24 protein-coding genes are annotated in these 24,871 nt (G+C 54.8%); 11 read left to right on the top strand and 13 right to left on the bottom strand.

The features are described 5' to 3' along the window. Positions 1-16: 16 nt before the first annotated feature. From metK to CSR02_RS00505, 5 genes are all read right to left on the bottom strand, one after another. The gene (gene metK / locus CSR02_RS00525) at positions 17-1,204 is read right to left on the bottom strand and encodes a methionine adenosyltransferase (protein ID WP_042787193.1); all 1,188 of its coding nucleotides are present in this window, start codon (positions 1,202-1,204) and stop codon (positions 17-19) included. A gap of 189 nt (positions 1,205-1,393) precedes the next feature. Beyond that, a complete protein-coding gene (dapB, locus tag CSR02_RS00520) occupies positions 1,394-2,173 on the bottom strand; it encodes a 4-hydroxy-tetrahydrodipicolinate reductase (protein WP_099540067.1) in 780 nt (259 codons plus the stop codon). 6 nt (positions 2,174-2,179) lie between these two features. Beyond that, positions 2,180-3,319 (bottom strand): molecular chaperone DnaJ, encoded by a 1,140-nt coding sequence (gene dnaJ, locus CSR02_RS00515; RefSeq protein ID WP_099540066.1) that lies wholly within the window; start codon positions 3,317-3,319, stop codon positions 2,180-2,182. A 155-nt stretch (positions 3,320-3,474) separates the two neighbouring features. Then, entirely contained in the window at positions 3,475-5,379 is a 1,905-nt protein-coding gene (gene dnaK / locus CSR02_RS00510; protein WP_042787107.1) for a molecular chaperone DnaK, read from the bottom strand. A 209-nt stretch (positions 5,380-5,588) separates the two neighbouring features. Then, entirely contained in the window at positions 5,589-6,185 is a 597-nt protein-coding gene (locus CSR02_RS00505) for a nucleotide exchange factor GrpE (RefSeq protein WP_042787108.1), read from the bottom strand. Between the two features lie 193 nt (positions 6,186-6,378). On the opposite strand from CSR02_RS00505, the gene CSR02_RS00500 reads away from it, so the two are divergent. After that, positions 6,379-7,092, top strand: coding sequence for a response regulator transcription factor (locus CSR02_RS00500; RefSeq protein ID WP_003623821.1), 714 nt, complete (start codon positions 6,379-6,381; stop codon positions 7,090-7,092). A 9-nt stretch (positions 7,093-7,101) separates the two neighbouring features. Continuing rightward, complete coding sequence (locus CSR02_RS00495; protein WP_099540063.1) at positions 7,102-8,910, top strand: ATP-binding protein; 1,809 nt, start codon at positions 7,102-7,104, stop codon at positions 8,908-8,910. A 43-nt stretch (positions 8,911-8,953) separates the two neighbouring features. Here CSR02_RS00495 and CSR02_RS00490 read toward each other — a convergent pair whose 3' ends face one another. Then, complete coding sequence (locus CSR02_RS00490) at positions 8,954-9,322, bottom strand: RidA family protein (protein ID WP_244176703.1); 369 nt, start codon at positions 9,320-9,322, stop codon at positions 8,954-8,956. 293 nt (positions 9,323-9,615) lie between these two features. Here CSR02_RS00490 and rapZ point away from each other — a divergent pair, with 293 nt between their 5' ends. Further along, the gene (rapZ, locus tag CSR02_RS00485; protein ID WP_099540061.1) at positions 9,616-10,590 is read left to right on the top strand and encodes an RNase adapter RapZ; all 975 of its coding nucleotides are present in this window, start codon (positions 9,616-9,618) and stop codon (positions 10,588-10,590) included. Positions 10,591-10,616: 26 nt separating this feature from the next. Here the strand turns inward: rapZ and CSR02_RS00480 are convergent, their stop codons facing one another. Continuing rightward, on the bottom strand, positions 10,617-11,225 hold the full coding sequence (locus tag CSR02_RS00480; RefSeq protein ID WP_042787112.1) for a YqgE/AlgH family protein: 609 nt from the start codon (positions 11,223-11,225) through the stop codon (positions 10,617-10,619). A 113-nt stretch (positions 11,226-11,338) separates the two neighbouring features. Between CSR02_RS00480 and CSR02_RS00475 the strand changes: the two genes are divergently transcribed. Continuing rightward, positions 11,339-12,256: a PPK2 family polyphosphate kinase gene (locus CSR02_RS00475; RefSeq protein WP_042787113.1), complete on the top strand. Its 918-nt coding sequence runs from the start codon at positions 11,339-11,341 to the stop codon at positions 12,254-12,256. Positions 12,257-12,262: 6 nt separating this feature from the next. Then, the gene (locus CSR02_RS00470; RefSeq protein WP_042787114.1) at positions 12,263-12,766 is read left to right on the top strand and encodes a DUF3465 domain-containing protein; all 504 of its coding nucleotides are present in this window, start codon (positions 12,263-12,265) and stop codon (positions 12,764-12,766) included. Between the two features lie 97 nt (positions 12,767-12,863). Here the strand turns inward: CSR02_RS00470 and clpA are convergent, their stop codons facing one another. Together clpA and clpS are read right to left on the bottom strand one after the other, a co-directional pair. Then, positions 12,864-15,212, bottom strand: coding sequence for an ATP-dependent Clp protease ATP-binding subunit ClpA (clpA, locus tag CSR02_RS00465; RefSeq protein ID WP_042787115.1), 2,349 nt, complete (start codon positions 15,210-15,212; stop codon positions 12,864-12,866). A 167-nt stretch (positions 15,213-15,379) separates the two neighbouring features. Then, positions 15,380-15,757: an ATP-dependent Clp protease adapter ClpS gene (gene clpS / locus CSR02_RS00460; protein WP_099540059.1), complete on the bottom strand. Its 378-nt coding sequence runs from the start codon at positions 15,755-15,757 to the stop codon at positions 15,380-15,382. A gap of 326 nt (positions 15,758-16,083) precedes the next feature. Between clpS and CSR02_RS00450 the strand changes: the two genes are divergently transcribed. The 3 genes from CSR02_RS00450 to ggt all read left to right on the top strand — a co-directional run bounded on the left by CSR02_RS00450 (position 16,084) and on the right by ggt (position 19,953). Then, positions 16,084-17,199 carry a D-alanyl-D-alanine carboxypeptidase family protein gene (locus CSR02_RS00450; RefSeq protein ID WP_042787195.1) on the top strand — a complete coding sequence of 372 codons (1,116 nt, stop codon included), beginning with the start codon at positions 16,084-16,086 and terminating at the stop codon, positions 17,197-17,199. A gap of 123 nt (positions 17,200-17,322) precedes the next feature. Then, a complete protein-coding gene (gene map, locus CSR02_RS00445) occupies positions 17,323-18,123 on the top strand; it encodes a type I methionyl aminopeptidase (protein WP_042787116.1) in 801 nt (266 codons plus the stop codon). A 6-nt stretch (positions 18,124-18,129) separates the two neighbouring features. After that, positions 18,130-19,953: a gamma-glutamyltransferase gene (ggt, locus tag CSR02_RS00440; RefSeq protein ID WP_099540055.1), complete on the top strand. Its 1,824-nt coding sequence runs from the start codon at positions 18,130-18,132 to the stop codon at positions 19,951-19,953. A 2-nt stretch (positions 19,954-19,955) separates the two neighbouring features. Here ggt and CSR02_RS00435 read toward each other — a convergent pair whose 3' ends face one another. After that, a complete protein-coding gene (locus CSR02_RS00435; protein WP_099540053.1) occupies positions 19,956-21,005 on the bottom strand; it encodes a lysine-2,3-aminomutase-like protein in 1,050 nt (349 codons plus the stop codon). 20 nt (positions 21,006-21,025) lie between these two features. Between CSR02_RS00435 and epmA the strand changes: the two genes are divergently transcribed. The 3 genes from epmA to CSR02_RS00420 all read left to right on the top strand — a co-directional run bounded on the left by epmA (position 21,026) and on the right by CSR02_RS00420 (position 23,591). Beyond that, positions 21,026-22,051 carry an EF-P lysine aminoacylase EpmA gene (epmA, locus tag CSR02_RS00430; protein WP_099540051.1) on the top strand — a complete coding sequence of 342 codons (1,026 nt, stop codon included), beginning with the start codon at positions 21,026-21,028 and terminating at the stop codon, positions 22,049-22,051. A 90-nt stretch (positions 22,052-22,141) separates the two neighbouring features. After that, a complete protein-coding gene (locus tag CSR02_RS00425; protein ID WP_042787120.1) occupies positions 22,142-22,552 on the top strand; it encodes a hypothetical protein in 411 nt (136 codons plus the stop codon). Between the two features lie 52 nt (positions 22,553-22,604). Further along, positions 22,605-23,591: a fasciclin domain-containing protein gene (locus CSR02_RS00420; RefSeq protein WP_099540050.1), complete on the top strand. Its 987-nt coding sequence runs from the start codon at positions 22,605-22,607 to the stop codon at positions 23,589-23,591. Positions 23,592-23,692: 101 nt separating this feature from the next. Here the strand turns inward: CSR02_RS00420 and CSR02_RS00415 are convergent, their stop codons facing one another. Genes CSR02_RS00415 through CSR02_RS00410 form a run of 3 tightly spaced genes read right to left on the bottom strand, consistent with a single transcriptional unit; the run spans position 23,693 to position 24,851 of the window. After that, positions 23,693-24,118 carry a DUF2501 domain-containing protein gene (locus CSR02_RS00415; protein ID WP_183172667.1) on the bottom strand — a complete coding sequence of 142 codons (426 nt, stop codon included), beginning with the start codon at positions 24,116-24,118 and terminating at the stop codon, positions 23,693-23,695. Positions 24,119-24,131: 13 nt separating this feature from the next. Then, positions 24,132-24,275, bottom strand: coding sequence for a hypothetical protein (locus tag CSR02_RS16440; protein WP_167384061.1), 144 nt, complete (start codon positions 24,273-24,275; stop codon positions 24,132-24,134). Positions 24,276-24,278: 3 nt separating this feature from the next. Further along, complete coding sequence (locus CSR02_RS00410) at positions 24,279-24,851, bottom strand: thiamine phosphate synthase (RefSeq protein WP_099540048.1); 573 nt, start codon at positions 24,849-24,851, stop codon at positions 24,279-24,281. Positions 24,852-24,871: the final 20 nt, after the last annotated feature.

Raw genomic sequence — 24,871 nt, 5'->3', positions numbered from 1 at the left:
ACAGAACGCCCTAAACTTAGCGGTTCAGCGCGCTACGCAGAGCATCAACCAGATCGGTCTGCTCCCACGTAAAGGTGTCCAGCTTAGCATCTGGCTTGCGGCCAAAGTGACCATAAGCAGATGTAACTGCATAAATCGGACGGTTCAGGCGCAGGTGCTTACGGATACCACGCGGGGTAAGATCCATAACTTCACGCAGCACATCACCGAGGCGATTTTCATCTACATCTTTACCGGTTTCATCCAGATCCACATAGACGGACAGCGGATGAGACACGCCAATGGCGTAGGAAAGCTGAATGGTGCAACGGTCTGCCAGACCAGCGGCCACAACATTCTTGGCCAGATAGCGGCAGGCGTAGGCTGCAGAACGGTCAACCTTCGTGGGGTCCTTACCAGAGAACGCGCCACCACCATGCGGGGCTGCACCACCATAGGTATCCACAATAATCTTGCGGCCTGTCAGCCCGCAGTCACCATCGGGGCCGCCAATAACGAACACACCGGTGGGGTTGACGTAGAATTCTTTTTCCGGCGGCACCCAGCCTTCGGGCAGAACATTTTTAACGACCTGACCCAGACGGCCACGCAGTTCTTCCTGATTCACACCTTCATCATGCTGAGTGGAAATCACCACAGAGGTGGCGCCAACCGGGCGACCGTTTACGTAGCGCAGGGTCACCTGGCTTTTGGCATCCGGCTGCAGGCCAGCCACAATCGGGTCACCCGCACGGCGCAGGTCACGCATTTCATGCAGAATGCGGTGCGCATAATAAAGCGGAGCTGGCATAAGGGTATCGGTTTCGTTCGAGGCATACCCGAACATGATCCCCTGATCACCCGCGCCTTCGTCTTTCTCACCAGCGCTATCAACACCTACCGCAATATCGGCAGACTGTGCATGCAGGTAGTTGGAAGCTTCCGCACGGCGCCAGGAAAAACCTTCCTGATCATAACCAATGTCTTTGACAGCTTCGCGCGCCAGTTCAATCAGCTTATCCGATGTTACGGAAGAAGGACCGCGTACCTCACCTGCCAGAATGATGCGGTTGGTGGTTACCAGCGTTTCACAGGCAACGCGGGCTTCCGGATCTGCCGCAAGATAAGCGTCCAGAACGGTATCGCTGATCCGGTCAGCAACTTTATCGGGATGGCCTTCGGAAACAGACTCCGAAGTAAACAGAAAATCGCCGTCTTTACGCATGATGGTGCCGTTTGCCCCACGCACTGTGAAAAAGGAAACAGAAGCCCGCCTTAAAAAAGGGGGGAGGAGGTCGTATGAAGGGATAGAAAGCGGCGGTCAAGAGTATAGCCTGAACAGGCCAGCCAGAAACGCCGTTTTCAGCCTTGCGCCCAACGCGGGGCGGAGCTTGCCCGCCCCTTTACGCTGGCATTATAGCGGGGGCAGCCCCAGCACATCTTCCATGCCATAAAGGCCCGGTTTATGGCCTTTTACCCATTTGGCAGCACGCACCGCGCCCGTGGCAAAAATACGCCGATCAAACGCCCGATGGCCCAGAATGATCTGCTCATCCGCCGATGTGAACAATACTTCATGTTCACCTACAATCTGCCCACCACGCAGGGCAGCAAAGCCAATGGCCCCTTCCTTGCGGGGGCCTGTATGGCCATCCCGCCCGCTTTCACGCACATCTGCCAGCTTTACACCACGGCCTGCGGCCACGGCCTCACCAATGGCCAAGGCCGTGCCAGATGGCGCATCCACTTTCTGCCGATGGTGCATTTCCACAATTTCAGCATCGTAGGAATCTGCTGGCAGCGCGCGCGCCATCATCTGTGCCAGACGTTGCACCAGTGTAACCCCTGGGGAATAATTGGCTGCATGCACCACAGCAATTTTTTCCGCAGCCTTGTGCACAGCGGCCTGTTGCTCTGCTGAAAGGCCAGTTGTGCCCAACACCCATGCCGTGCCTGCTGTGGCAAGCGCCTGCGCGTTCGGAATAACCGTATCAGCGTGGGTAAAATCAATCACCACATCACTGTTAGCTGCAAGCTCGGCCATATCCTTAAACAGTGCCACACCTTGAGGCAGACCACTTGCCGCTTCCGGCTTGCGCGTTGTGCCCCCAGAAAGCGTTGCCCCTGCGGCCTGCACTTCTTCCACCAACAAACGGCCCACGCGCCCCGTTATACCTGCAATACCGATACGCATGGCCGCTTATTCCTTCCCTTCAAAAAAGTCCCGCACGCGGCGGAAGAAGCCCGTATGTTCGGGGCTCTGCTTCACATCCTCCCTGGCTTCTTTTTCAAATTCTTCCAACAGTTCACGCTGGCGCTTGCTGAGGTTCTGCGGTGTTTCCACCGTAACCTGAATGTACATATCGCCACGCGCGGTAGAGCGCAGAACCGAGAACCCTTTGCCACGTAGGCGGAAATGCGCGCCGGTTTGCGTGCCAGCCGGAATTTTCACCTTGGTGCGAGAACCATCAATAACAGGCACTTCAATTTCTGTGCCCAAAGCAGCCTGCGCCATGCGCAACGGCACGCGGCAATAGATATTGGCACCATCACGCTGGAAGATGCCATGCTCATCTATGGAAATCTGAATATATAGATCACCCGGTGGCACGCCATTGCCCCCCGCTTCCCCTTCACCAGAAAGGCGGATACGGGTGCCATCTTCCACACCGGCAGGAATCTGCACTTCAACCGTGCGTTCTTTTTCTATGGTGCCTTCACCGTGGCAAACCTTACAGGGATTTTTTACCACCTTGCCTGCGCCATGACAGGTCGGGCATGGACGCTCCACCACAAAGAAGCCCTGCTGCGCCCGCACCTTGCCCGCACCATGACAACTTGGGCAGACTTCAACGCCGGATGCGCCATCTTCTGAACCCGTACCGTGGCAGGCTTCACACGCCACGCGGGTAATCACCCGCACGTCTTTCTTTACGCCGGTAAAAGCTTCTTCCAGCGTAATTTCAACATGGGTCTGGATATCGTTGCCAGTGCGTGCACGGCCACCACGGCGGCCGCCCATCATGTCACCAAACATCTGTTCGAAAATATCGCCCAGACCACCGCCACCAAAACCACCGCCGAAGTCGAACCCGCCGGGGCCTGCGCCACCTTCAAACGCAGCATGACCATACTGATCATACGCAGCGCGCTTTTGTTCATCCTTCAGGATATCGTAGGCTTGGTTAATTTCCTTGAACTTGGCTTCTGCTGCATCATCCCCCGGATTTCGGTCGGGATGATACTTCATGGCCAGCTTGCGATAGGATTTCTTGATTTCATCCGCCGTGGCTGTTCGGGAAACTTCAAGAATTGCGTAGTAATCGAGCTGAGTGGCCATGGAAGTCCTCTTGTCGGGGGCTGCCTCTAGAGCATGAGCACAGCGTTTGTCCGAAACAACAAAAAGCGCCCGCCTTACAATGAAGCGCGGACGCCAAAGATAAAGTAAAGGGTGACTATGTTTGTCACATAGTCACCCTTGTGCATAGCGTCCGATCAGGACTTCTTGCTGTCGTTCACGTCTTCAAAGTCAGCGTCAACGATTTCTTTTTCGTCCGGCTTTGCAGCTTCTGCTTCCGGAGCAGCTTCACCAGCCTGACCAGCTTTGTAAGCGGCTTCACCCACCTTCATGGCTGCCTGTGTCAGGCGTTCGGTTGCGCTTTTCAGAGCTTCGGCATCTGTGCCTTCCATGGCAGCCTTAACAGCAGCAATGGCGCTTTCAGCTTCGCTCTTTTCAGCAGCCGGAACCTTGTCACCCGCTTCGCTCAGAGACTTTTCAGTCTGATGCACCAGAGCTTCGGCGTTGTTGCGCAGTTCTACCTGCTCACGCTTAGCTTTGTCAGCTTCAGCGTTAGCTTCAGCGTCCTTCACCATCTTGTCGATATCGTTTTCAGACAGACCACCAGAAGCCTGGATCTTGATCTGCTGTTCCTTACCGGTTGCCTTATCCTTGGCAGACACGGACACAATGCCGTTGGCATCGATATCGAAGGTCACTTCAATCTGCGGCACACCACGCGGTGCAGCGGGAATACCCGTCAGGTCGAAGTTACCCAGCAGCTTGTTATCAGCTGCCATTTCACGCTCGCCCTGATAGACCTTAATGGTCACAGCGCTCTGGTTATCTTCCGCCGTGGAGAACACCTGGCTCTTTTTGGTCGGAATGGTTGTGTTGCGGTCGATCAGACGGGTGAACACACCACCCAGTGTTTCAATACCCAGAGAAAGCGGGGTTACGTCCAGCAGCAGAACGTCTTTAACATCACCCTTCAGAACGGCACCCTGAATAGCAGCACCAATGGCCACAACTTCATCGGGGTTCACGTTACGGGCAGGGTCTTTACCAAAGAAGCCTTTAACCGTTTCAATAACCTTAGGCATACGGGTCATGCCGCCAACCAGAATGACTTCGTCAATCTGAGAAGCTGACAGGCCAGCATCCTTCAGCGCTGCCTTACAGGGTTCCAGCGTACGCTGCACCAGATCGTCCACAAGGCTTTCCAGCTTTGCGCGGGTCAGCTTCAGAACAAGGTGTTTCGGACCAGAGGCATCAGCCGTGATGAATGGCAGGTTGATTTCTGTTTCCTTGGAGGAAGACAGTTCGATCTTGGCTTTTTCCGCGGCTTCTTTCAGACGCTGCAGAGCCAGCTTGTCAGACCGCAGATCAATACCCTGTTCGCGTTTGAACTCGTCTGCCAGATAGCCGATGATGCGGTTATCAAAGTCTTCACCACCCAGGAACGTGTCACCGTTGGTGGATTTCACTTCGATCACGCCATCGGAAATTTCCAGAACGGAAACGTCAAACGTGCCACCACCAAGGTCATACACAGCCACGGTGCCGCCGCTTTTCTTTTCCAGCCCGTAAGCCAGAGCAGCTGCTGTGGGTTCGTTGATAATACGCAGCACTTCAAGGCCGGCAATCTTACCTGCATCCTTGGTAGCCTGACGCTGGGCATCGTTAAAGTAAGCCGGAACGGTAATAACAGCCTGAGAAACTTTTTCACCCAGATAGGATTCAGCCGTTTCCTTCATCTTGCCCAAAACGAAGGCGGAAATCTGTGAGGGGGCATACTTCTTGCCGCGCGCCTCAACCCATGCATCGCCATTATCGCCCTTGACGATGGCGTAGGGCACCATTTCCTTGTCTTTCTGGACAGTCGGATCATCATAACGACGCCCGATCAGACGCTTTACAGCGTAGAAAGTGTTAGCCGGATTGGTAACAGCCTGACGCTTTGCAGCCTGCCCCACCAGCATTTCACCGCTTTCGGTGAAAGCCACCATAGACGGGGTGGTGCGTGCACCTTCGCTGTTTTCGATAACCTTTGTTTCATTACCTTCACGTACTGCCACGCAGGAGTTGGTCGTACCAAGGTCAATACCAATAACTTTACTCATTATATATTCCCTTTCAGCGACCCCATCTGGCCCGAAGCACCAGAAAAGGCCCTTGCTTTCATTTATCCGCCTGCTTCGCCCCGTATCGGGTTATGGAAGCAGGCCTGAATGATAAACCTGATGTATGGTGGCGTTTTCTCTTTTTCAAGAAGGGAAAACGCCTTGGCGGACAGGATTTTTTAACCTGCCGCCACACCGTAACCTCCTGATCAGGAAGCCTTGGCAACCACCACCATGGCTGGCTTAAGCAGGCGCCCGTGCAGCGTCCATGTTGGCGTCCAGGCCTGCATGACCGTACCGGGTTCGTGCTCAGCACTAGGCTGCTCTGCCATGGCCTGATGCAGGTTGGCATCAAATGGCTTGCCTGCTGGGTCATCACACTTGATGCCGTGGCGTTCCAGAATGGAAATGAAGGAGCGTTCGGTGCTTTCAATGCCTTCACGCATTTTGGTCAGCACAGAATCTTCACCTTCCTGCGCGGGCGGCAGGCTGGCCAGAGCGCGGCGCAGGTTTTCTGCGGCCTCCACAACGTCACGCGCAAATTTCTGCACGGCGTACTGGCGGGCATCATCCAGATCACGCTTGGCGCGGGCGCGCAGGTTCTGGTTTTCTGCCTCTGCACGCAGCCATTTTTCCTTAAATTCGGCTGCGGCCTGCTCAAGTTCCTGAATACGCGCTTCCGGGCCGCTTGGCTGACCGTTCTGCGCAGCTTCAGCAGTGGCTTCGTGTTCCGGAGCCGTCTGCTCGGCCGGAGCCGGCTGTGCTGCCGGCGTTTCGACCTGTGTGGGATCTGTATCGTGGGTCATGCCTTTTGAAGTAAGCAACACAACCGCCGCCGACAAGACCTGCCACCCCTGCCATGTGCATGATTTTATGCCTGCTTTACACAATGCTGAAAAAAGCTGGCCGATTCTGGACAGGGGCCCTTGGCAGGATAGGATGGCAGGGCCTAGTCTATAAGGCTTGCTCGCATGGCAGCAGGGAAGGACAACGCAGACAATGACAGAGCGCACCAAGCAGACAATTGCGCTGGTGGATGATGACCGCAATATCCTGACATCGGTGCAGATGACACTGGAGGCAGAAGGCTTCAATGTTCGCACATATACAGACGGCGAATCGGCATTACAGGGATTAACCGCCTACCCGGTTGATCTGGCTGTTCTGGATATCAAGATGCCCCGCATGGATGGTATGGAACTTCTGCAACGCCTGCGCACCCGCTCCAACTTGCCTGTCATTTTCCTGTCCTCCAAGAATGAGGAGGTTGACCAGCTTATGGGCCTGCGCCTTGGTGCGGATGATTACATCACCAAGCCATTCTCCCAGCGCCTGTTGCTAGAGCGCATTCGCGCACTGCTGCGCCGCAATGAAGTTAGCCGCGCAGAAGCCAATGGCGAACCTACGGGTGGCGCACTGGTGCGCGGCAACCTTTCCCTGGATGAACTGCGCCACAAATGCACATGGAAAGGGGAAGATGTGCCCCTGACCGTAACGGAGTTTCTGCTGGTAAAAACACTGGCCCAGCGGCCCGGACTGGTAAAATCGCGCGATCAGCTGATTGATGCTGCGTATGGAGACACCGTGTATGTGGATGACCGCACCATAGACAGCCACATCAAACGTGTGCGCAAAAAATTCCGCCAAGTGGATGACGAATTCAACCAGATCGAAACCCTGTACGGTATCGGCTACCGATATCGGGAAGACTGATTACGGGTTATGACCAGCCCGCCCGCCCCTTCTTTCTTCAAGGCGCTGGCAGGCCGCCTTGGTGGCCTGCATTATCTGTCCATGCCGGGCCATAAGCCCCGCAAAGGCAGTATAGAAGCCACAGCAGCCTATCAGGCCTCCCGCACACGGCTGATTTCTCCGCTGATGCGGCGGGTGCTGCTGGTTAACATTCTGCCTATTGCCCTTCTGGGCGTCACCATCCTGTTTCTTAACCAGTTTCGGAACGGTTTGCTGGCTACAGAAGTGACGGCCTTGCGTGAACAGGCCCGGATTTATGCCGGCGCATTGGGGCAAAGTGCTGTACGTGCAACACATCCTCACGCTACAAATCCGCAGGACCGGGGCTATGTGTTGGAAGAATCTCTGGCTCGCCCCCTGCTCTTGCGGCTGACAGAACCCAGCCCCAATGCCCATGCGCGCCTGTTTGGCCCAGATGGCCGCCTTGTGGCCGATAATCTGGCAGACTGGCCCGAAACAGCAGAACCTGTGCCCGCAATGCCGCGCAATGCACAGCGGGTAAAAACCATTCCTTTTCCGCCAGCCACACAGCCCGGCATTTATGAGCGGTTTCTGACATGGCTCTGGGGCAGCCACAATTCTGGCATTGTCACACTCAACACGGATGAGGAGGATATTCCTGCCCGCCCATCTGGACCAGCTGACTCCGCTACCGCGCTAAAAGGAACACCCCTGCCTGCGCAGGAAGCCCCACCCTATATCCGCCGCACTGCACGGGGCCGACTGATTATTACGGTGGCCGAACCTGTTATGCATGATGGCAGCACCATAGGCATTATTCAGCTTACACGCGTGGCCTCGCAGGTTGATCGCTCCCTTTTTGCCATCCGATCTTCCATTCTATCCGTTTTTCTGATGGCACTTGTGCTGACAGTGCTGCTCTCATGGTATCTCTCTCTTACCATTGCACGGCCTTTGCTGCGGCTGGCGGCTTCTGCACAAGTCATGCGCGATGCAACTGGGCGCACAGGCACCGTGCCAGCCCGCCTTCTGGCCCGACGTGATGAAATTGGTGATGTTGCCCGTGCCCTGCAGGCCAGCGCACAAGCACTGTGGAAGCGTATGGACGCCATTGAGCGCTTTGCCGCCGATGTCAGCCACGAAATTAAAAATCCGCTGTCTTCCATCCGTTCGGCCATTGAAACGCTGTTACGTATTGAAGACCTGAACCAGCAGCGCCGCCTGCTGACCATTATCAATGATGATGTGCGCAGGCTGGACCGGATGATTACAGATATTTCAGACGCCAGCCGCCTGGATGCCGAAATGTCTCGCGCAAAGGCCGAACCTGTTGCCATTGCGCCGCTGCTTTCTGTTTTGGCGGAAATTCAACAGGCCACGCGTCAGGATGGCCAACCCATTGTGCAAACAAATGTGCAGGGTGACACCCCGGAAAACCCACTAGAAGTTTTGGCTGTAGAAGACAGGCTGGTGCAGGTTTTGCGTAACCTGATTGGCAACGCCATTTCCTTTTCTCCGCCCAATGGCCATATCACGCTTTCTGCCATGCCAGCAGGCAAGATGGTGACCATTTCTGTAGCGGATGAAGGACCGGGGATTCCACAGGCCAAGCTGGATTCCATTTTTGACCGGTTTTATTCAGAACGCCCTAAAAATGAGAACTTCGGCCAGCATTCAGGTTTGGGGCTTTCCATCAGCCGCCAGATTATAGAGGCTCTGCATGGCACCATTTCGGTTGATAACCTGCATAACCAAAACGGGCAGGTTATCGGCGCCTGCTTTACCATTCAGCTGCCACGGGTGGTTGTCACCCGTTAAGCCAGCACACGCCTTTGCCTAATATCTGCCAGAAACAAAACGTTCAGAACGCGTAATCTTCTTCTTGCGCTATATCTTCTTCCTGCTGCACGGCCAGCTCAAAAACAATTTTGGGCTGTGTTGACGGCGCATCCTTCAGCCACATGAGGGTCATGATAGGCGAAACAGAAGGAAAAAATTGCCGAAAAACGGAAAAACAGGATGGAAAATTTTCAGCATCCGCCACGGTGCAAAAAATATGGGTAACATCATGCAGGGCATGCCCCTGTTCTGCCAGAAGCTGCGCACCACGTTCCAATGCTGCGCGGCACTGCTCGGCCATATCAAGCCCCTTGATATGCGGAGCCGTTATATCTGAAAGAACAAATCCACCCGTTATGTGTTTGAGATGTGGTGTACGCTTTTGCTCCAAAACCCGATCTGCCTATTGTTTCTGCTTCATCACAATATCAGGACGTAAGGCAAGAGCGCCGGAACCGCAATTTTCTCTTTTGTAACAAACCCCCTATTGCACGTCACAAAACGCAACGATGTGTTACGAAGTGATGCCTGCCTTGAGGATAATACCTTCTCACAATTGTCCAAACTGCATTAAAGTAGGGCAGGAAGCGCTCAACAAACTTACTGGCTGATTCTGGGTTCTGGGCATTTTTTGCATCATCTCCCACAACCTGCCGGCCTCAAGATGGAGAGGAAAAGCCGTTTATGATTACGGCAGATGATACGCCCGCACCACGCCGCATTTTGCTGGTGTCCGGCCTATCTGGGGCGGGCAAATCCTCCATTTTGCGGATTCTGGAAGATCTGGAACACGAAGTTATTGATAACCCGCCACTGGGGATGCTGGATGACATTGTGGCCCGGGCCGAACGCTCTGTTGCCATTGGTGTAGATTCCCGCACCCGTGGGTTTGATGCCTCTGCCGTGCTGGAAGCCGTGGCCCGCCTGCGCATGAACCCACATCTGCGGGTTGAACTGATTTACGCCACCGCGGATGAAAGCGTGCTGCTGCGCCGTTATACGGCCACACGCCGCCGCCATCCGCTGGCACCACGTGGGAGTATTAAGGAAGGTATTGAAGCAGAAATAGCGCTTACCGCCCCCCTGCGGGCCGCGGCCGATCTGGTTATTGATACAACAGACATGCCGCCGCCAGAATTGCGCCAGTTTGTAGAAAGCCGCTTTAGCCCGTGGACCAGCGGCGCGCAGGAAGGCTTAACCGTGGCACTCATGTCCTTCGCCTATCCGGCAGGACTGCCCCGAGAAGCTGATATTGTTTTTGATGCACGTTTTTTGCGCAACCCGCATTATGTGCCCGAACTTGCCCCCAAAACCGGGCTGGATGCCGATGTGGCAGAATACGTGGCTGAAGATAGAGATTACCCCCCTTTCCTCAACCAAATTCACACCATGTTGCAGCTGGTGCTTCCGCGCTTTGTGCAAGAGGGTAAAAAATACGCCACCATTGCCATTGGCTGTTCTGGGGGCCGGCATCGGTCTGTTACTGTTGTAGAAGCCTTGGCCAAAAGGCTTTCCGCCCCCGATGGCATGGGCAACCATGAAGGGGCAGGCCAATGGCCCATTATGGTCATGCATCGTGAACTGGCGCGCCAAGGTATTACATCGTGGCGCTGGGCCAGAAAGCCTGTTGAATCAGCTTTGTCTGACCCGTTACGCTAAAACTGGCTCCACGGCGCTACGCCCCATCAGGCATGACCGATCTGTCCGCTCAGGCGTAGCGGATCAATATTGATGGACGCCAGAGCACGCCGCCACTTGGCTGCATGATCATTCCCAAAAACAATATCCCGCGTGGCAGGTGCAACCAGCCAGGCATCCTGTTGCAGAATTTCTTCTTCAAGCTGCCCGGCTGTCCAACTGGCATGGCCCATGGCCAACAAGGCATCCTGCGGGCCTTTGCCTGCGGCAATCTCCTTCAGCACATCCACGCTTCCCGTTAAGGCAATATTTGGGCTGACATTCAGGCTGCTTTCACCTTCCCATTCCGCAGAGTGCAGCACCAGCCCGCGCCCGGCATCTACCGGTCCACCCGCACACAAACCAATGCGGCGCACCGGTGGAATGGGCTGAATATCAAGCTGGTCCAGCAATTCATCAAAACTGGCAACGGCCAAACGCTTGTTCACCACCAACCCCATGCTGCCGCTATCTGGCGTATGGGCGCACATATAAATAACGCTCTGTGCAAAAGGGGTTTGCGCCAACATGGGAGAGGCCACCAGCAACATACCAGCCAGAGATTTTGCCTCTGTAAGCTCAGATTGTGCAGAAATAGAAGAATTTACAGATATCATATTAAGAATATGAGAAGCGTCTCTTTTTTTGACAAGATTGAACCTGCCTTTATGACTGACATATATCCCGCCACAACCGGCGCAGGATGCATATTTTGTAAGGCAATTATAGCATGAATACTCTTTCGCGCTTTCTGGAAGCGCTAGACAGCTATCATGTTTCGGATGGCAGCAAGTTCAAACTCAGCGCACATAATCCGAATGATGACGGCAATCTGGGCCTGACAAAAGCAGATGGAAAACTTCTGCTACGCAAAGTCAAAAGCCTTTTGCAAGTATTGCAGGAACTTCTTTACGCCAACCAAACACATTCCTTGCTGATCATTCTGCAAGGCATGGATGCCGCAGGCAAGGATGGCACCATCAAGCACGTTATGTCTGGCGTAAACCCACAAGGGGTTTCTGTTACCTCCTTCAAACAACCGGGCCCCACAGATCTCCAGCATGGTTTTTTATGGCGTATCCATGCTGCAGCACCCCAGGCCGGGCGCATTGTTATTTTTAACCGCAGCCAGTACGAAGATGTGCTGGTGACACGCGTACACCCGGAACTGCTCCAGAATGCCCATCTGACCGGGGAGATCAACACGCCTGAGTTCTGGCAAGGCCGGTTTAGTGATATCCGCCATCTGGAACATTACTTCAGCCGCCAAGGCACTGTGGTTTTAAAGTTTTTCCTGAATATCTCGCCCGAAGAACAACGCAAGCGCCTGCTGGCCCGGCTGGATATTCCGGAAAAACGTTGGAAATTCTCCCCTTCCGATTTAAGGGAGCGTGAGTTCTGGAAGGAATATGCCACAGCCTATCAGGATGCCATCTCTGAAACAGCACGCCCCTATGCGCCGTGGATTATCGTGCCTTCCAACCATAAATGGTATGCGCGCCTTGTGGTGATCGGCACCATTATTCGTGCGCTTAGAAACCTTCATCAGGTTACCCCCAAGCCTGCGCCAGAAGTTGAACATTTTCTGGATGAATACCGCGCCCATCTTCTGGCTGAAAAAGGCCAGATCCCCACGCCACAGAACTGAACTTTCATGATGTCTTCACGTTTTCCCGCTCTTATGCTGGCTGGCCTGAGTGGTCTGGCAGCCTCTTTTCTTTCCACTCCGGCACAGGCCCGATGGGGATGGAAGCAAGATGCCCCTGCTGCATCTTCCATGCCTGCAACCTGCAATAATCAGGATTTCCTGAACAAACAGCAGGACTATGAAAACGGCGGCGCCAAAGGGGACACCCCGGTGCATATCTGCGGCACTGTACGCGCCGTAAGCGCCAAGGCACGGCATACCCGCAGCGGATGGCATGGCTATTTTTACGTAACGGTTGCCCCCAACATTTCCATCCGGATTGTGACCAATTTGGACGAAATGCACACACCATCATGGCCGTGGGTGAACAAGGGAGACCAGGTGGAAGTTGTTGGCCGTTATTACTACGATTCCTACCGTAAACAGGGCATAGACTGGACACACCGGGGCACGGGCAAATCCTGGCCCATTCCCGGTTATGTGACTGTAAACGGCACGAAATACGACTGACTTTTCCGGCCTGTAGAGCGCAGGTTGCGCATACAAACAGGGCCGCCAGTTTTTGGCTGGTGGCCCTGCTGTTATTTACACACGTGGCAGATATTCATCAGCCCGTAGCTTCTTCTTCCTGCTCATTACCGTGGGTGTCTTCCCCATTGTTGGAAGACCCGCTGGCGCTTTCGACAATATCAAATGCCAGTTCACCGTTCTTCAGGCCAATTTTGACGGCACCACCCTTTGCCAGCTTGCCAAACAACAGTTCTTCAGCCAGTGGCTTCTTGATGGATTCCTGAATAACGCGCCCCAGAGGCCGTGCGCCATACAGCCTGTCATACCCGCGTTCTGCCAGCCATTCCTTGGCAGCGGAAGACAGTTCGATGGTCACGTTGCGGTCTGCCAGTTGAGCTTCCAGCTGAAGCACAAACTTTTCAACCACCTGCCCCACAATTTCAGGCGTGAGATGCGCAAACGGAATAATGGCATCCAGACGGTTGCGGAATTCTGGTGTGAACAGGCGTTTAATAGCCTCTTCATCCTCACCTTCGCGCACCTGACGGCCAAAGCCCACGGCTTCCTTGCTCATATCCGACGCACCGGCATTGGTGGTCATGATCAGGATGACGTTACGGAAATCAACCGTCTTGCCGTTATGGTCTGTCAGTTTGCCGTTATCCATCACCTGCAACAGCACGTTGTACAGATCTGGATGTGCTTTTTCGATTTCATCCAGAAGCAGCACAGCATGTGGATGCTGGTCAATGGCATCTGTCAGCAAACCGCCCTGATCGAACCCAACATACCCCGGAGGCGCACCCAGCAGACGAGAGATGGAATGCCGCTCCATGTATTCGGACATATCGAAGCGGACCAGTTCGATCCCCAGCGCTGTTGCCAACTGGCGAGCCACCTCTGTTTTACCAACCCCTGTGGGGCCAGAGAACAGATAGTTGCCAATCGGCTTTTCTGCATCGCGCAGACCAGCACGCGCCAGCTTAATGGCGGCAGAGAGGGCATCAATCGCCTGATCCTGCCCGAACACCATGCCTTTCAGGTCGCGTTCCAAAGAGCGCAGCACTTCCTTGTCATCCGCGGAAATGCTTTTGGGCGGAATGCGGGCAATACGCGCAATAATGTCTTCCACATCCTTCAGGTTCACCGTTTTGCGGCGGCGGCCTTCTGGCTGAAGCATGCGCGAAGCGCCTACCTCATCAATCACGTCAATCGCCTTATCGGGCAATTTGCGATCATGAATATACTTGGCAGACAGTTCCACTGCCGCGCGAATAGCTTCTTCCGTATAACGCACCTTGTGGTGTTTTTCGTAGCTGCCTTTCAGGCCGCGCAGAATCTTCACCGCATCGTCAATAGTGGGTTCTGGCACATCAATCTTCTGGAAGCGCCGCACAAGTGCACGGTCTTTTTCGAAGTGCTGCCGGAATTCCTTATACGTTGTAGAACCAATGCAGCGCAGAGTACCTGCTGCCAAAGCTGGTTTAAGCAGGTTGGAAGCATCCATCGCGCCGCCTGATGTTGCCCCGGCACCAATAACGGTGTGGATTTCATCAATAAACAGGATGGCGTGCGGGTCCTGATCCAGCTCTGTCACCACAGCTTTCAGGCGTTCTTCAAAATCACCGCGGTAGCGCGTGCCTGCCAGCAATGCCCCCATATCCAACGAATAGATGGTGGATTTCAGCAGCACTTCTGGCACGTTACCTTCCACAATACGGCGGGCAAGCCCCTCCGCAATGGCAGTTTTACCTACACCCGGGTCCCCCACATACAGCGGGTTGTTCTTGGTGCGGCGGCACAGAATCTGAATGGTACGCTCAATTTCCGTATCACGCCCGATCAGCGGATCTACCTTACCGGCAATCGCCTTATCGTTCAGATTGACGCAATAGGTAGAAAGCGCATCCTGGTTGCCTTTCTGGCTTTTGCTTTCTGTCCGTTCGGGTTCTTCCCCACCCTTTTCGGCATTGGATTCCGTGCCTGCAACCGGTCGGCGCGTGGAACGGTCCGGCGCTTTGGCAATACCGTGAGAGAGAAAATTAACGGCATCCAGCCGGGTCATGTCCTGCAATTGCAGGAAATATACGGCATGGCTTTCCCGTTCGGCAAACAGGGCCACAAGCACATTGGCACCTGTTACCTCATCCCGCCCGGTAGATTGCACATGAATGGCCGCCCGCTGAATAACGCGCTGGAACGCAGCGGTGGGTTTTGGCTCTGTTGGCCGGTCAGATGCCAGCCCGGCCAGATCCTTATCCAGAAAACCTGTCAGATCCGTGCGCAGGCGATCCAGATCCACCCCGCACGCCCGGAACACCGTAACGGCGTCCGCATCATCAACCAGGGCAAGAAGCAGATGCTCAAGCGTGGCGTATTCATGATGCCGTTCACCGGCCAGAATGAGCGCCCGATGTAGAGTCTGTTCGAGATTGCGTGACAACATGACGAGACGCTCCTTTCCCCAGACATTGCAGGCATGGCAGCAACACTGTCTACCCTACCCGCAGCCCTTATTATCATATTTGGCTGCTTCTTCAGGAAATGCGAGTCCTATTTCCGTGTAAAAAACGCGTATCCAGTCTTTTTCAGCAATAACGTTGCAGAAAATGATCAGTCTTTTTCAATTGTGCACTGCAACGGGTGCTGGTTTTGCCGCGCCAGATCCATCACCTGCGCCACCTTGGTTTCTGCCACCTCGTAAGTGAACACACCGCACACCCCAACGCCACGCCGATGCACATTCAGCATGATGTCTGTGGCCTCTTCCCGATTCTTCTGAAAAAAGCGCTCAAGCACGTACACCACAAATTCCATTGGGGTGTAATCATCATTCAGCATCAGCACTTTGTACATGGCGGGTTTGCGCGTTTTGGGCTTGGCCCGCACCACCACGCCAATATCGGCATCATCATCTGAAGGCCCCATGCCCCCCCCGCGGCGCAGAGGTCCGTTACCCGTGTGCAGAACAGGATCGCGATGCAGAACCATTATGGGCAAACTCCGGCAACAGATAGATAACATATGCAAAGGCTGTATCTTCCACCATATTGGATACGGCAACCCCATATGGAAGAGGGCAGGCCTCACCTTCCCTTTATAATGCCCTTTATAACGTGCCTTACGCCATACGGTGCCATATTTGTGCCACATAGGCAGAACACACGAAAAACAGGACACTACCGCACCGCCAAAACTGAGACCCTGATTCGGAATTTTCCAGATTTTTGCAGTCGCGGGCTTGCGATCTTGGGCGGCAGACGGAATAGTAACCCTGCAGGCAGCAGGTGGGGGTGGCAGTGGCAGACAGAACAGCAATGCGGCACACAATAACGGCAGAAAACAAAAAACTGTCTAAACTGAAACGTCAAAAATTACCTTCCTTGCGCAAATGGGTTGGCCTTCTGGCTGGGCTGGCTATTGGTGCCACCACCACGTATGGCAAGGCCCATGCGCAATATGCCGGCCAATTAAGTTCTATTGTTATAGACGCGCGCACTGGCGCCGTGCTCTCTCAAGACGATCCTGACCTGCGCCGCTACCCAGCAAGCCTGACAAAACTGATGACCCTGTATATGACATTTAACGCCCTGCGCGCTGGTGCCATATCACTTGGTCAGGCTGTACCCGTTTCCATCCATGCCTCTACTATGGAACCTTCCAAACTTGGTTTGGTTCCCGGTTCCCATCTAACAGTTGAACAGGCGATTCTGGCACTGGTGACCAAATCCGCCAATGATGCCGCCTGCGCACTGGGTGAATTGATTGGCGGTGGCAGCGAGCCCCAGTTTGCCGCGATGATGACGCAGCAGGCCCATTATCTGGGCATGAGCAACACCACCTTCCGCAATGCTTCTGGCCTGCCAGACCCCGACCAGATGACAACAGCGCGAGATCTGGCCACGCTAGGCCGCCGCCTGATTGCTGATTTTCCGGAATATTACCACTATTTCTCCACGCCGTATTTCAGCTTCCATCGCCGCGTTATTCCCAACCATAACCCGATGCTGAAAGTTTATGCTGGCGCAGATGGCATGAAAACCGGCTACACGCAGGAAGCCGGGCGGAATCTGGTAACATCCGCCATCCGTGATAATGTGCGCCTTGTGGGTGTGGTGATGGGTGCCTCCAGCAACACGCAGCGTTCATTGGTTATGGCTGATCAGCTGGACCGTGGGTTTGATGCTGAAGGTGTGGCCCCTGTTGCACGGCCCCTTATGCTGGCCCGCGCCCAAGTTGGCACGCGTACGGCGCGCAACCACCACACACTTGTTATGGCGGCCTCTGCCCATCGCCGTGTCATGGAGGTGGCCGCAGCCCCGGCTGCACGGCGTAGCCACCATGTGCGGCTTATTGGCGCCAGAGTGCGGCCTGCCTCGGCTACATCTGCCAAATCTGTGGTCAAACATCGCGCAGCGCATAACCATACCTAAGTTTTTCTGCCAATTTTTCCGGCTCAGGCAACACGTAGCGCATAAGCGGGTTGCCTTTGCTGTCTGCTCCCTCCATCTTGCGGCTGATACGTTTAACGCCTGCAAAATTTAGGGAGCGCGATTATGGCCGGCAGAGGCGGAATTATTCTGCATACTGAAGAAGATTTTAAAATGTTGCGTGCTGCCGGCCGTCTGGCAGCTTCCACACTGGATATGATTACCCCTTACGTCAAACCCGGCGTCACCACTGGGGAACTTGATCGTATTATTCATGAATACACGCTGGCGCATGATGCCGTACCGGGCCCGCTGAATTATCGGGGTTATCCCAAAGCCTGCTGCATCTCTGTCAATCATGTTGTGTGCCACGGCATCCCCGGTGACCGCATTCTGCAGGAAGGGGATATTGTAAATATTGATGTCACCCCCAAGCTGAATGGCTGGTTTGGTGATAGCAGCCGCATGTACACGGTGGGCAAGGTTTCCATCAAAGCGGCCAAACTGATTACTGCCACCTATGAAAGCATGATGCGCGGAATTGAAGCCGTACGCCCCGGCGCCACGCTGGGCGATATTGGCTATGCCATTCAAAGTTATGCAGAAAAACACCGCTATTCCATTGTGGAAGACTTTTGCGGCCACGGTATTGGCCAAACCTTTCATGCTGAACCCAATATCCTGCACTATGGCCGCCCCGGCGAAGGCATGAAGCTGAAGGCAGGCATGGTATTTACCATTGAACCCATGCTGAACATTGGCAAAGCGGAAGTGAAAATTCTGGAAGATGGGTGGACAGCCGTTACACGTGACCGTTCCCTTTCCGCCCAGTTTGAGCATATGCTGGCTGTAACCGAAAAAGGTTATGAAATCTTCACGCTTTCTCCCGCTGGCTATACCTGCCCGCCTTACCCTGTAAAAGGATAAGCCCCCATGCCTGCTTCCGTACAGCGTTCCTTCCTTCCGCCCCGTTTGGTGGTTATGGCAATGCTTTGTATGGGAGTGGGCAGTATTACCACGCAGCCGCTCTGGGCAGCGGCAGCCCCAGCGGCATCTGCGCCAGACCCGCTGGCATTCAGCACCACACAGCCTGACCAGTTGCCTCCCCTGGCCCCTGCACGCGGGGCGCATGGCATGGCCGTTTCTGCCCAGCGCCTTGCATCTCAAGCCGGGGCCGATATTCTGGCCCAAGGCGGTAATGCGGCAGATGCTGCCGTGGCCATGGGGTATGCTCTGGCTGTTGTTTACCCCGCTGCGGGCAATCTGGGCGGGGGCGGTTTTATGCTGCTGCGCGCGCCCGGCAAACAGCAAAGCGTTTTTCTGGATTTTCGGGAAAAAGCCCCTGCGGCTGCCTCTGCCACCATGTTTTTGGATGAACATGGCAATGTCATTCCCGGTCAATCCGTAACAGGGTGGAAAGCCGTGGCCATTCCCGGCACGGTTGCGGGGCTGGAAGATGTGCACAGGCGCTGGGGCAAACTGCCACGTCAGGCCGTGCTGGCCCCCGCCATCCGGCTGGCGCGTGAAGGTTTTGTGCTGGAAACCGGAGACGTGGCGCTACTGAACACCTCTACCGAGGCTTTTCGTAAAGACCCTGCCGCACGTGCCATTTTCCTGCGTCCAGATGGCACGCCTTTACAGGTGGGTGACAAGCTGGTGCAAAAAGACCTTGCACGCTCTTTGGAACAAATTGCCCGCCACGGCGCAGATGCCTTTTACAAAGGCCCTATTGCCCACGCCATTGTAAAAGCCTCCCGCAAAAATGGAGGTATTCTTACCTTGGCGGATTTTGCGCATTATGCGCCACGGGAGCTTCCTCCGCTCACATGTTACTATCGGGGGCTGGAAGTGGAAACTGCGCCGCCCCCAAGTGCGGGTGGCGTTGCCTTGTGTGAAATGCTGAACATTCTGGGCGGATACAACATGCACGCCCTTGGTTTGCACACCGCCCCGGCTTTGCAGCGCGAAATAGAAGCCATGCGCCATGCCTATTCAGACAGGCGTGATCTGGGTGATCCAGCTTTTGTTACCAACCCCACCCAACATCTGCTGGACCCGGCCTACGCAGCCGAGATACGTGCACACCTCCCTACAGATCATGCCGTCTCTTCCACATCCCTAAAAGCTGGGGAGGCCTCTGCGGAAAAACCTGAAACCACCCAGTTTTCTGTGATGGACAAAGATGGTTTTGCCATTTCCACCACTTACACGCTGAACGGATGGTTTGGCGCCAAGGTGCTTGGGGGCAATACCGGCATTTTCATGAATGATGAAATGGATGATTTTTCCAGCAAGCCGGGTGCACCCAACATGTTTGGCATTCCCGGTAGCACTGCCAATGCCATTGCTCCGGGCAAAACACCTCTGTCTTCCATGACACCCACCATCCTCTCGCGCAACGGCCAGCCCATTATGGTTATTGGCAGCCCCGGTGGCTCGCGCATTCCCACTATTGTGCTGTCTGTTATTCTGGGTGTGGTGGATTATGGTCTAGATATTCAGCAGGCCATTGATCTGCCACGCCTGCATGAACAGTGGATGCCTGATGCCGTGGAAATAGAATCTGGCGCAATCACTCCAAAAGTCGCGCGTACGTTGGAACATGAACACTACCACTTTGTTCCTCATGCGCCGTGGGGCATACCGGAGGGCATTCTGGCTGGCAGCCCACGCCTGACAGACCAGACAACAGGCACCTCACCCTATTTTGGCGGGTATGACAGACGCCACCCCGGAGGCGCCGCTATAGGCGAATAAGCCTATAGCCGCTCCAGATTATGGGTTTTGCCATTAGGGTCTTTTACTTGCCGGGGGCCCTGCACGTATTCAGGCCCCAAAGGCACTTTGCCGTAGCCACCGGGAATATCCAGCACATAAAGCGGCCACGCCAAACCCGTTACGCGCCCGCGTAAACCAGCCAGCAGGCGCTGCCCTTCCTCTACCGGCACATGAAAATGTGCCGTACCGGGTGCTGGGTCCAGCTGATGCAGATAATACGGGCGCATGCGGGTTTCCACCATGGCACGAAACAGGTCTTCCAGCGCCTGTTCGCTATCATTCACCCCGCGGAGCAGAACAGACTGCCCCAAGAGCGGAATACCCCTGCGCACAATGCGTTTAAGGCAGGCCCGCGCAGGCCCCGACATTTCACGCACATGGTTGATATGGACGGCCATCCACATGGCCTTGTCAGTTTCCAGCGCATCCAGCAGGGCATCTGTTACCCGCTCAGGGTCCGCCACGGGCACGCGACTGTGTACACGTATGATTGCCACATGGGGCATGGCAGAAAGTGCCGCCACAATATGCCCAAGCCGACGCGGAGAAAGCATGAGCGGATCTCCGCCCGTGAGAATAACTTCACGAATCTGCTTATGCGTACGCAGCCAGTCCAACGCCTGCTCCAGCGCGGCATCATCCAGCACCCCGCCATCTGGCCCTACATGTTCCCGCCTGAAGCAGAATCGGCAATAAAGCGGGCAAACCAGCAAAGGCTTCAGCAACGCCCGATCTGCATAACGGTGCACAATGCCGGGAACGGGAGAAAGTGCGTTATCCCCAATCGGGTCAGACCGTTCCTCCGGCGCAATCTCCAGTTCCTGCGCTGAAGGTACAACCTGCACGCCTATCGGATCATCCGGCGACGTGATTAAATCCAGAAAAGCTGGTGGAATGGCCGTGGCATAATGCTGGGCAACATCTTCCAACATTTCACGTTGTTGGGGGAGCACCAGACCGGCTGCTACCAGATCATCCGGGGTGCGCAATGTTTTGCGCCGTGAAAAAGAGGGCTTGACCGGGAAAGACATGTCACGCCTCTACTCCTCTCATGTCAGACTCTGCAACTGTTCAGCCTGATTCGGGTATGAAAGACCCCGATCATATTCTTGACCGGCTTCCTTTTCTGCTGCGTCGCAATCTGGTTTTGCGTGGAACCCGTGCCTTTTTAGAGGCACGCGGCTGCATGGAAGTGGAAACACCTTACGCCGTGCCCACACCGGGGGAGGAAGTGCATCTTCAGCCCTTCCATACCATGCAGGAAACACCCGATGGCACACAGCACAGCCTGTTCCTGCACACCAGCCCGGAATTTGCCATGAAGCGTATTGTGGCCGCCACCGGGCTGCCTGTGTTTCAATTCGCACGTGTCTGGCGAAATGGCGAGGGTAGCCCCCTGCATGCGCCAGAATTTACCATGCTGGAATGGTATCAGCCCAACATGACACTGGAAGGGCTGATGGATGAAACACAAGCCCTTTTACAGGCTGTATTGCCACCACTTGTCCAGCATTCTGGCCATAACCTGCACATATCTGAGCCATTTGAACGCCTGAGCATGCAAGAAGCCTTCCACCGCCACGCTGGTGTGGATCTGTTGCCTACAGAAGGCAACGCCCCGGGTTTGGCAAAGGCCGCAGGCTGCACATTGCGTGCGGGGGAAACGTGGGAAGACCTGTTCTTTCGTTTGCTGATGGAACGTGTGGAACCAGCCATTGGCCGCACGCGCCCGACCTTTTTAACCCATTGGCCTGCCAGCCAGGCTGCTTTAGCCCGCAAATGCCCGCAAGACCCGCGTGTTGCCCTGCGTTTTGAACTTTATGCCGCCGGAATGGAGCTGGCGAATGCTTTTGAGGAGCTGACAGACGCCACAGAACAACGTGCCCGTTTTGAAGCCGACCGCAGCCAACGCAAAGCCCTTTACCCCCACCGCCACAATTGGGCCATGGATGAAAAACTGCTTGGCGCCCTGCCCCACATGCCCGCCTGCTCTGGCATTGCACTTGGGTTTGACAGGCTGGTTATGTTGGCTTGCGGCACAAACTGCATACAGAACGTCTTGTGGATAAACGGTTAGTCTGTAACATTTGGTGCAACCAGAATATGTTGTTCAACATTTACCCGTATGATGCCCGGCCACAGCACAACCGGGGGAGCCAGAGCCGCCATGATGCATAAAAGAATTTTCCTGCTGCTGGGCGCTCTGGCCTTAACGGGTTGCCAGGTGCCCAGCAAAAAGGAACGCCGCCAGCTTGATTCCATGATTGGCAAACAAGCAACCGATGTTGTGCGCACATTTGGTGTGCCAACGCGGCAATTTGTTTCTGGCAACCACACTTTTCTGGCCTATATCAACCAACAGACCGATTACACCATGCCCATGAGCGGCTGGGGATGGGATGGCGGCTGGGGTGGCTGGGGCGGATACGGCCCTGGCTGGGGCATGGGCGGCTGGGATGGCGGCTGGGGCGGCATGGGGGGTGGCGTAGGAACAGCTTACACCTATACCTGCCAAACCACGTTTGAACTGGTAAACGGTATTGTAACAGCCTGGACAATGCGAGGAGACGGATGCTGAGCACGCATGGTGTGGTCTTCTACTTCATGAAGCCAGTCTTTCTTTCAGCGGCATGATCTTTTGGGAGACATCCATGCATTCTAAACGTGTTCTGTACGGAACAGCCTTTAACGCCCGCATATTGGGCCCTGCCGCCATTGGCATTGCAGCCTTGGTGCTAGGTGGATGCAAACAAAACCCCGCCCGGCAGGATACATACAAGGTTGCCAATTCCACCTGTTCTTACATGATGCCCACTGTTTCGGGCACACGCACATATGTGCCAAACCAACCCAATCTGACCGCAGGGGAAGAGCAGAAACGCGCTCCAGACAGCCAGATTGCCTACCCCAACCCGGAAACACCGGCTTTTTGTGATCGCCCCTTATCAGACACACTTCCAAGTGCTCTGGAAATGGCAGATTATACGCACCTGCTGAATACAACTGGTTTGTTGGCCGTTTTGCAGCAAGATGGCCCGTTTACCGTTTTTGGCATCCCCAACTCTGCGCTGGAAAATTACGACGCCCAGACAGGCCATAAGCTGACCAGCCCAGACAATACGGCTGTTATCAAGGAAATTCTGGCTTACACCATTGTAAAGGGACGCTGGTCTCTTGCGCAGATCAAACAGGCTGCGCAGGCCTCTCCCACCCAGTCTGTCGGGTTGCCCACCCTTAATGGCCAATTACTTTCCGCATGGATAGATCATCAATCCGGGCAGGTTGTTGTAGGCAATGGCCAAGGCATGACATCCCACTTGTGGGTTACGGGTATTCCGCAGTCCAACGGCATGCTGTATTTTACGCAGGATCTCGTTCTGCCACCTGTTCCACAACAAAACTCTGCATCCGCAACGCCTGTTTCTGCTCCCACTGTTGTGGCACCTGCCAACCCATTACCCCAGCAGGCACAGGCACAGGCACAGGCACAGGCACAGGCACAGGCACAGGCACAGGCACAGGCCAGCACGGCTGCTGCGCGCGCGCAAGCGGCTACACCTTCTTACACGTCACGCAAGGAAAGCCTGACAACGCCTCCTGTTTTGCAATTACCCTAAAAAACAATCCCGCTTATACGCAAAAAGCCCCTGCCAGCATGTACACTGGCAGGGGCTTTTTTAGTGAGGCATATAACGTGCGTGCTTAAATTATTGCCTGATTAAAGGGCAGACTGTGCCTTATCCAGCACCATGTTACACAGCTTGGTTTTCAGCTCCCCTTTAAGGTTTGCCAAAGAGAACATTTGGTTGTTACCCGTCTGCAACAGGCCCTGCTGGCCAGCTTCATACGCGCTGGAAGACGTAATGCCCGGCTTTTGTGTCAAGCTTCCCAGAACGGACTGCGCGGCAGAAGAGCCCTGCTGAAGCACATTGTTCTGCACGCAATAGCCCAGAATACCGGCCAGATTGCCCGTGCTGGCAGAAGAAAGGCTTGGCAGCATGCTGGAGGCCATGCTTGCACCTTGGCTTTCCACACCGCTTTCTGCACCAGACAGGGCGCTTTTGCCAATGGAACCCAATCCGCCACCAAAGCCCTGTGCATGCACAGCCGGGGCAGCAACCACACCAGCAGCCATAGCCAACATTAGAAATGTTTTTTTATTCAGCATGGAAAATATCCAATTCTCGATAATCATCTGCTTCCTTCATCCCCAGATCAGCATGATCTGTTTGATCAGAAAGCACGTTCTGTTTTTTGATATTGCGCCCAAACATGGCAAAAACCAGTATCAAACCTGACAAAAGTCAGCCTTGCCACGCATCTGGCCGCTGCCACCAATGTTCTGAAGGCATAACAAAATCAGCGCCATTGGCGTTTAACACGGCCACATCTGCCGGCTGTTGCGCCTGCGCCACCACAGGCAGCTCCATCATAAGGGACCACCAGCGCACAAGGGCCGCAACAGTTTCGACCGATGCATCATCTTCTGCGCCAAAGCAGATATAATCGGCACCATCTTCACCCGCGCACATGGCGGCATCCCGGCTAACCCCAACAGCCACACCCAGCTGAAGGTCCGCCCCAATCATGCGCCGCACATCTTTGACAGAAGCAGCCGTATAGGAAGAAGAAAGGTGCACACCATCGCACCCGGTTTCCTGCGCAAGAACAGGGGCGTTTTCCAGCATCAGGGCAGTATCGCGCGCCTGAACAACTGGTTTAAGCGCTATTACAACCTGCCGAGCCGCTGCGGCAGGCATATCCGCCAGCCGCAGCAACAGGGCTGCGGGCTGGTGGATGGCAAGACCTGCTTCAAGAACAGGTAAAAAAGCCTGCGCATCAGACACAGCGGGCGTTACAAGATAAAGATCAGACATTGCGCTCCTTATCTCATGCC

Source organism: Acetobacter pomorum, from assembly GCF_002738225.1.
Taxonomy (GTDB): Bacteria; Pseudomonadota; Alphaproteobacteria; order Acetobacterales; family Acetobacteraceae; genus Acetobacter; species Acetobacter pomorum.
Note: the sequence above shows the minus strand (reverse complement) of the source record. Positions and strands in the feature narration are given on the sequence as shown.